The sequence below is a fragment of the Streptomyces sp. MUSC 14 genome, from assembly GCF_001866675.1.
Classification (GTDB): Bacteria; Actinomycetota; Actinomycetes; order Streptomycetales; family Streptomycetaceae; genus Streptomyces.
On record NZ_MLYN01000060.1, the window covers coordinates 223,281 to 232,351 of the forward strand.

The window sequence follows — 9,071 nt, forward strand, 5'->3', positions numbered from 1 at the left end:
ATACGCAGGTCAGCGCATGTGGTGCCGTACGTCACTCGCACCCTCGCCACGGCTCACTCGACCACGTGCCGCCCCTCGGGCCGGGCGCTGCACGAGGCGCGGAACGCGCAGTGCGTGCAGTGCTGGCCGGTGCTCGGTGCGAACCGCTCGTCGAGGACCTTTCCGGCGGCGGTGGCCAGCAGCTCGCCGACCCACTCCCCCGACAGCGGTTCCTGGCTCTGTGTCTTCGGCAGGCTGTCGCCGCCGTCGCGCTTGGCGGCGCCCTGCCGCAGGTGCACCAGTTCGGCGCCGCCCGGTTCGGGACGTACGCCGTCGAAGACCTCGTCGACGGCGCCTTCGCGCACGGCGAGCTGGTAGACGGCGAGCTGGGGGTGGCGGGCCACCTCGGCGGCGCTGGGCGCCTGTTTGCCGGTCTTGAAGTCCACCACGTACGCGCGTCCCTCGCCGTCCGCCTCCACGCGGTCCATCTGGCCCCGGATGCGGACCTCGTAGCCGCCCGCTGCGAGGGTGACGTCGAAGTCCTGCTCGCTCGCCACGGGGGTGCGGCCGGTGCGGTCCAGGACGTGCCAGTTCAGGAAGCGTTCGAGCGCCACGCGCGCGTTGTCCTTCTCCTGCCGCGACTTCCACGGCGCGTCGAAGGCGAGCGCGTTCCACACCGAGTCCAGGCGCTCCATGAGGACGTCGAGATCGGCCGGGGTACGGCCGGAGGCGACCTCGTCGGCGAGGACGTGGACGACGTTCCCGAAGCCCTGGGCGGTGGTGGCGGGGGCATCGGCCTTCACCTCGCGCCCCAGGAACCACTGGAGCGCGCAGGTGTTGGCGAGCTGGTCGAGGGCGCTGCCGGAGAGCACGACCGGCTGGTCGCGGTGGCGCAGCGGCACCTTGCTCTCCGTCGGGTCGTACATGCCCCACCAGCGGTAGGGGTGCGCGGAGGGCACCAGGGGGCGGCCGTCCTCGTCGGCGAGGGCGGCGAGCCGGGCCAGTCGGCGGGCGGCGGCCTCCCGCAGCGGGGCGGACGCGCGCGGGTCGACGGTCGTGGCGCGCAGTTCGGCGACGAGCGCGGCGACGGACAGCGGGCGGCGCGGCCGGCCGGTGACGTCCCGGGGCTCGACGCCGAGTTCGGTCAGGAACCGGGACGGCTGGTCACCGTCGTCGGCCGGTGCCTTCACGGCGGTCACGACCAGGCGCTCACGCGCACGCGTGGCGGCGACGTAGAACAGCCGGCGCTCCTCGGCGAGCAGGGCGCCCGGCGTCAGCGGTTCGGCGAGTCCGTCGCGGCCGATGCGGTCGGCCTCCAGGAGGGAGCCGCGGCGGCGCAGGTCGGGCCACAGACCCTCCTGGACGCCGGCGACGACGACCAGACGCCACTCCAGGCCCTTGGCGCGGTGAGCGGTCATCAGACGGACGGCGTCGGGGCGCACGACGCGGCGCGCGAGGGTGTCGGCGGCTATGTCCTCGGCCTCGATCTCCGCCAGGAAGTTCAGCGCGCCACGTCCGCCGGTACGCTCCTCCGCGCGCGCGGCGGTGGCGAACAGCGCGCACACGGCGTCCAGGTCGCGGTCGGCGTTGCGCCCGGCGGCTCCGCCGCGCCGGGCGGCCCGTTCCAGGCGGGCGGGCCAGGGCGTGCCCGCCCACAGGTCCCACAGCGCCTCCTCGGCCGTACCGCCGCCCGCGAGGCGTTCGCGGGCCTTGCGCAGCAGCGCGCCGAGACGCTGCGCCCCGCGCGCGTACGCCGGGTCGTGCACAGCGAGGCGCTCGGGCTCGGCGAGCGCCCGCGCGAGAAGCTCGTCGGACGGCGGCGGGAGCGCGTTGCCGGCCGCGCGCTCCTCCTCGCGCAGCGCGCGCCCGAGCTGGCGCAGATCGGCCGCGTCCATGCCGGCGAGGGGGGAAGTGAGCAGGGTCAGAGCGGTTTCGGTGTCGAGCCAGGAGGTGTCCGGGGTGGGGACTGCGGTGCCCTCCACGCCTTCGGTGTGTTCGGTGGCAACGTCCGCGGCGGCTTCCTCGGTGGCCTCGCGGCGCCTGGCCTCCGCCGCGGCCACCGCACGCAGGGCCGTCAGCAGGGGTGCCACCGCCGGCTCGTACCGCAGGGGCAGATCGTCACCGTCGATGTCCAGGGGTACGCCGGCCGCGCTCAGGGCGCGGCGGAGCGCCGGGAGGCGGGATCCGGCCCGGACGAGGACGGCCATGTCGCTCCAGCGGACGCCGTCCTCCAGGTGCGCGCGGCGCAGGAGGTCCGCGATGTTGTCCATTTCTGTACCGGACGTCGGGTACGTGTAGACCTCGACGCGGCCCCCGTCCCGCACGGCGGCCGGCGCGCGGTGGGCGCGCACCTTGTCGGCGGCGAGCCGGGTCAGCGGCATGCGCTGGGTGATCAGACGGGTGGCGGCCAGCAGGGCCGCACCGAAGCGGCGGGAGGTGCGCAGTACCTCGACGGGGGCGGCGCGGCCGTCCGCGCGCGCGAAGGCCGCCGGGAAGTCGAGGATGCCGTTCACGTCGGCACCCCGGAAGGTGTAGATCGACTGGTCGGGGTCGCCGAAGGCGACCAGGGTGCGGCCGCCGCCGGCCAGAGCGTGCAGAAGCCGTACCTGGGCGGGGTCGGTGTCCTGGTACTCGTCGACGTACACGGCGTCGTACCGGGCGGCGAGCCGCGCGGCGGTCTCGGGGCGATCGGCGAGCAGGACCGCGCGGTGGACCAGTTCCGCGTAGTCGATCACGCCCTGCATGTCGAGCACGTCCAGGTATTCGGCGAGGAACGCGGCCGCCGCGCCCCAGTCGGGACGGCCGATACGGCGGGCGAAGGCGTCCAGGGCGTCGGGGTCGAGGCCCAGCTCACGACTGCGGGCGAGGACGGCGCGGACCTCGTCGGCGAAGCCGCGCGTGGTCAGGCAGGCGCGCAGTTCGTCGGGCCAGCGCACGTGCGTGAGCCCGAGCCGTTCCAGGTCGGGCTGTCCGGCGAGCAGCTCCCGCACGGCGACGTCCTGCTCGGGGCCGGAGAGCAGGCGCAGCGGCTCGGCGAACAGCTCGCCGTCCTGGTGGCCGCGCACCAGGGCGTAACAGTACGAGTGGAACGTGGTGGCCCGGGGTGCGCGGGCGGCGCCCATGCGCAGGGCCATGCGGTCGCGCAGCTCGACGGCGGCCTTGCGGCTGAACGTCAGCACCAGAATGCGCTCGGGGTCCGCGCCGCGGGCGATCCGCGCGGCGACGGACTCGACCAGGGTGGTGGTCTTGCCGGTGCCCGGGCCGGCGAGGACGAGCAGCGGTCCGGAGCGGTGGTCAACCACGGTGCTCTGTGCCGCGTCCAGACGAGGGGGGTCCACAGCGGCGGGAGGGGTACGGACCAGCCGGTAAGCGCCACGGCTCCCCTGCCGCACCCGGGGGTGCGGCAGGCGTCCGGTGGAGGAAGAGGAGCTCACGTGGTTGGCCGGTCCTGGTGGTCGTGCTGATGGTCGGGCGGTCACGCGCGCGAGGCGGCGACCATGGGGTGAGGGGCACGGATGCAGCCGACGCTACGCCGCCGCTCCGGACGGAAGCAGGGCTTCCGCTTCATCCCTCGCGGCGCTCGCGCCACGCGCGTCCCACACCTCACGAACGTACGTCATGCCACGGACGTCCCCTCTGTCCCCCGTACGGGCCACAGGCTCTCCCCAGGGGCATCCGATGGCGGAAGCTGTCAGGTGTGACCCTCTGCGCCCGCCCCGCCGTCCCACCGGGCCCGCCGCATGTCGAGCCGCGGCAGATGCCCCTCGGTGCTTCTGCCCGCCTCTCTCAGCGGCGTGCCCTCCGCGCGGTAATGACCGAGGGCGCGCAGCTCGTGTCCCGGCAGCAGCACGCCGTCGGCACGGACGACCCGCCACCACGGCACCGCGCCTCCGTAGAGGGACATCACCCGGCCGACCTGGCGCGGCCCCCCTTCCTCGAGCCACTCGGCGACATCGCCGTACGTCATCACGCGGCCCGGCGGGATCCGCTCGGCGACCTCGAGGACCCGCTCGGCGTACTCCGGCAGTGCGTCCGCGTACCCCTCGCGGGTGTCCTCGGCAGGGCTCTGCTCGCTCATTCGTCCCATCCTGCCGCACTCCACCGACAGCGCGGCGCGGACCGCGGGGACGGCTCTCTCGCCCCCGGACGGCGCTTCGGGCAGACTGTGCGCCCGCGCATCCGCACCCTGATGCCCCCGAGGGTCGGTGGGGCATGCCACCATCGTGCGGGCGGTGACCGGTGATACGAGACCAAGAAGAGACCATGAAACAGCAGGGCGTGCACCCCGAAGGCGGGGCGGGCACCCCTGACGCCGCCGCGCGCCCAGGCGCCGCCGGCGCGGGCCAGAGCGACGGCACACACCGGCAGGACACCGGTCCGCCCACGGACGACGCCACGCGTGCGCGTGGGAATGACATTGGGGCCCGCAAGGGCGACGGCGCGCACGCGCACGAAGACAACCATCACGACACCGAGGGGGCGCACGTCCTGGAGAACACGCCCCCCGACCACAGTCCGGGCGCCGCCGACGAACCGCACGCCGGCGAGGTGGAGGGTGACGAACCGCTGCTCCCCGCGCGCGTGCACCGCCCGTCCGACCTCATGCGACTCCTGGTCGGCGTGCTGGCCATCGCGGTGCTGCTCGCGATCGCCGCGTTCGCACACGGCACCACCTCGGGCCTCGAACAGGACATCAACAAAGGCACCGGGCAGGCCCCTGACCTGCTGATCAGGTTCGCGGGGCTGGCGTCCAGCATCGCGATCCTGCTGGTGCCGGTCGCCTTCGCGATCGAGCGGCTGATCAAACGCGACGGGCTGCGCATCGCCGACGGCGTCCTCGCCGCCGTCCTCGCCCATGGAGTGACCCTCGCGACCGACCTGTGGGTCGCGAGAGCCGCCCCGGACTCGATCCAAGAAGCGCTCACCCAGCCCTCGCCGGGCGATCTGCACGCCCTGACCGACCCCGTGCACGGCTATCTGGCACCCGTCATCGCCTATATGACGGCCGTCGGCATGTCCCGCAGACCCCGATGGCGCTCGGTGCTGTGGATCGTCCTGCTGCTCGACGCGTTCTCGATGCTGGTCACCGGCTACACGACACCGTTCTCGATCATCCTGACGGTGCTGATCGGCTGGACCATCGCCTACGGCACGCTGTACGCGGTCGGCTCCCCCAACGTCCGCCCCACCGGCCAGACCCTGATGGCGGGCCTGAGGCACGTCGGCTTCCACCCCGTCGCCGCGGCCCGTGAGGAGGCCGTGGAGAGCGAGAACGGCGACCGCGGCCGGCGCTACTTCGTCACCCTGGAGGACGGCCCGCCGCTGGACGTCACGGTCGTCGACCGGGAACAGCAGGCCCAGGGCTTCTTCTACCGGGTGTGGCGCAATCTGACCCTGCGCGGTTTCGCCACCCGTTCCAGCCTGCAGTCACTGCGGCAGGCGCTGGAGCAGGAGGCCTTGCTGGCGTACGCGGCGATCGCGGCCGGTGCCAACGCGCCCAAGCTGATCGCCACCTCCGAACTCGGCCCCGACGCCGTCATGCTCGTCTACGAGCACACCGGCGGGCGCACACTGGACTCGCTGGCCGACGCGGAGATCACCGACGAACTGCTGCGCCACACCTGGCACCAGGTGCAGGCGTTGCAGTCCCGGCGCATCGCGCACCGCAGGCTCGCAGGTGACGCGGTTCTGGTGGATCGTTCCGGCACGGTGATCCTCACCGAACTGCGCGGCGGCGAGATCGCGGCCGGCGAACTGCTCCTGCGCATGGACGTGGCCCAGCTGGTCACCACCCTCGGTCTGCGGGTGGGCGCGGAGCGAGCGGTGGCCTCGGCGGTCGGGGTGCTCGGCCCGGACGCGGTCGCCGACTGTCTGCCCCTGCTCCAGCCGATCGCGCTCACGCGCTCCACGCGCGCGACGCTGCGCAAACTGGCCCGGGAGCGCGCCCAGCGCGAGCGCGAGGCGGTGCTGGAGGCGTCCCGGCAGACCAAGCAGGCCCGGCTGGAGGAAGCCGGGGAAGACGGCACCAAGGCCCTCGAAAAGGCCGACAAGAAGGCCATACGCGCGCAGGAGCGGGCCGAGAAACGGGCCATCGACGAGGCACTCGAAGAAGCGCGCGAAGACGATCTGCTCACGCAGATCCGTCACGAGGTGCTGCGGATCAGGCCGCAGGCACCGGTGGAGCCGGCCCGGCTGGAGCGGGTGCGGCCACGCACCCTGATCAGTTTCATCGCGGGTGCCATCGGCGCGTACTTCCTGCTGACGCAGCTCACGCACATCGAGTTCGGCCCGCTGGTCTCCAACGCCCAGTGGGGCTGGGTCGCGGCGGCTGTGCTGTTCGCCGCGCTCAGCTATGTGGCGGCGGCGATGCAGCTGCTCGGGTTCGTGCCGGAGCGGGTGCCGTTCCTGCGGGCCGTGGCGGCCCAGGTAGCCGGCTCCTTCGTGAAGATCGTGGCACCGGCGGCGGTCGGCGGCGTGGCCCTCAACACGCGGTATCTCCAGCGCGCCGGGATCCGCTCGGGCCTCGCGGTGGCGAGCGTGGGGGCGTCTCAGCTGGCCGGGCTCGGCGCCCACATCCTGATGCTGCTGTCCTTCGGCTATCTCACCGGCACCGAGAAGACGCCGTCCCTGTCGCCGTCCCGGACGGTCATCGCGGGGCTGTTGACGGTGGCGGTGCTGGTACTGGTGGTGACGTCGGTGCCGTTCCTGCGGAAATTCGTCGTCACGCGCGTGAGGTCGCTGTTCGCGGGCGTCGTGCCCCGCATGCTCGACGTGCTGCAGCGGCCGCAGAAACTGATCACCGGCATCGGCGGCATCCTGCTGCTGACGTTCTGCTTCGTGATGTGCCTGGACGCCTCCATCCGGGCGTTCGGCGGCAGTACGGCCTCGCTCAGCATCGCCAGCGTCGCCGTGGTCTTCCTCGCCGGCAACGCTCTCGGCTCCGCAGCGCCCACCCCGGGCGGCGTGGGCGCGGTGGAGGCCACCCTCACGGTCGGTCTGATCGCCGTCGGACTGCCCAAGGAGGTCGCCGCCCCGGCGGTCCTGCTGTACCGGCTGCTCACGCTGTGGCTGCCGGTGCTGCCGGGCTGGCTGGCGTTCAACCACCTGAGCCGCAAGGGCGCCTTGTAGGGGCACGGGGTGCGGGTACCTCGTACGGCCCGCGTCCCGCGCGCGCGGGCGTACCCACCCCCAGGATGGGTACATGGCGAACCCCTCCCGGCTGCGCTGCGCCGCCCTGACCACCACCGCCGTGTTGCTGGCCGCGTTGCTGGCAGGATGCGGCGACGGCGCCGAGGACGGGGATCTCACGGCGCAGAAGCTGGACTGGAAGGACTGCCCGGCTCCGTCCGAGGCCGAGGGCGGCGGCAGCGCTCCGTCCCCGCTGCCGAACGGCGCCACATGGCAGTGCGCCACCATGCGGGCGCCCCTGGACTGGGGCAGGCCGAAGGGCGACACGATCAGCATCGCCCTGATCCGCGCCAGGGCGAGCGGCCCGGAGAGCAAGCGGATCGGCTCGCTCGTGTTCAACTTCGGCGGCCCCGGCGGCAGCGGGGTCAGCACGCTGCCCGCGTTCGGCTCCGACTACGACGTCCTGCGCACCCGCTACGACCTGGTGAGCTTCGACCCACGCGGGGTCGGCCGCAGCGCGCCGGTGAAGTGCAAGAGCGACGCCCAGCTGGACGTGTACTTCCAGCAGGACGCGACGCCCGGCAACAGCGCCGAGCGCGCTCAGTTGATCAACCGCACCAAGCAGTTCAACGCGGCCTGCGAGCAGAACTCCAGGAAGATCCTGCCGCATGTGGCGACCACGGACGCGGCCCGTGACATGGATCTGCTGCGCCAGGTCCTCGGCGACGACAAGCTGCACTACTTCGGCATCTCCTACGGCACGGAACTCGGCGGCGTGTACGCCCACTTGTTCCCCAAGAACGTCGGCCGGGCCGTCTTCGACGGCGTCGTCGACCCCACGCAGAACCCCGAACAGAGTGCCCTCGGCCAGGCCGCGGGCTTCCAGCTCGCCCTCGACAACTTCGCCGAGGACTGCACGTCGAAGACCACGGAGTGCCCGATCGGCGACACCCCCGAGGACGTGAAGAACCGCATCGCGAAACTCCTCAACGACCTGGAGAAGAAGCCGATCCCGGGCGACCCGCCGCGGCAGCTCACGCAGACCGCCGCGACGAACGGCATCGCGCAGTCCCTGTACTCCAAGGACTTCTGGGAGTACCTGACCGAGGGGCTGGAGGCGGCCTACGACGGCGACGGCAGGATCCTCATGCTGCTGTCCGACTCGATGAACGGCCGCAGTGAGAACGGCGAGTACAGCAACATCACCGCGGCCAACACCGCGATCAGCTGCGCCGACGAGAAGCCGCGCTACACCACGGACTTCGTCCAGCAGAGGCTGTCCGAATTCCGCGCCGCCTCCCCGCTGTTCGGGGACTTCCTGGCCTGGGGCCTGATCAGCTGTACCAACTGGGCCGTGGCCGGCGCCGCCGAGCACCCCGACGTCAGCGCACCCGGGTCAGCGCCCATCCTCGTCGTCGGCAACACCGGCGACCCGGCCACCCCGTACGAGGGCGCGAGGAGGATGGCCGAGGCGCTCGGCAGTGGCGTCGCCGTCGAGCTGACGTACAAGGGCCAGGGCCACGGTGCGTACGACAGCAAGGACAAGTGTGTGCAGAGCAGGGTGAACGACTACCTGCTGAACGGGACGGTACCGAAGGCCGGAGCGGTCTGCTCCTGAGGCAGGCCCAGTCACCAAAAGCTGCAGGTCAAAGGGTTATCCACAAGCCAAAACGCGTTTGGTCCGCGGCGCCTACCATGGCCTGAGCGCCCGGCGCGGCACGACGCGCAGGGCCTGTGAGGGGGGTAGGCATGAGCCGATTTCTGCGCTGGACGGCCGTCGCGGCCGCGGTGCTGCTGGTGGCCGGCTGCAGGGGCGGCAGGTCCGGCGGGGGCGGACCCGCGGACGAGGGAAAAGGGGTGGGTACGGCATCCCCGCCGGCGTCGGGTGACGTGGCATCGCGGTCCACGCCTCCGGAGCCGAAGCTGCCGTCCCCCCCCCGTTATGTTTTTCGCGGTCCTGCAAG

Annotated in this window: 4 protein-coding genes; 2 read left to right on the top strand and 2 right to left on the bottom strand. The window is 72.6% G+C overall.

Annotated elements, in window-relative coordinates; translation table 11 throughout:
• Positions 1–53: 53 nt before the first annotated feature.
• Entirely contained in the window at positions 54–3,413 is a 3,360-nt protein-coding gene (locus BIV25_RS35185; protein WP_079177066.1) for an ATP-dependent DNA helicase, read from the bottom strand.
• Positions 3,414–3,670: 257 nt separating this feature from the next.
• Positions 3,671–4,057, bottom strand: coding sequence for an MGMT family protein (locus BIV25_RS35190; RefSeq protein WP_071376563.1), 387 nt, complete (start codon positions 4,055–4,057; stop codon positions 3,671–3,673).
• 185 nt (positions 4,058–4,242) lie between these two features.
• Between BIV25_RS35190 and BIV25_RS35195 the strand changes: the two genes are divergently transcribed.
• Complete coding sequence (locus BIV25_RS35195; protein WP_071376564.1) at positions 4,243–7,107, top strand: lysylphosphatidylglycerol synthase domain-containing protein; 2,865 nt, start codon at positions 4,243–4,245, stop codon at positions 7,105–7,107.
• Positions 7,108–7,180: 73 nt separating this feature from the next.
• Entirely contained in the window at positions 7,181–8,725 is a 1,545-nt protein-coding gene (locus tag BIV25_RS35200; RefSeq protein WP_071376565.1) for an alpha/beta hydrolase, read from the top strand.
• Positions 8,726–9,071 lie beyond the last annotated feature (346 nt).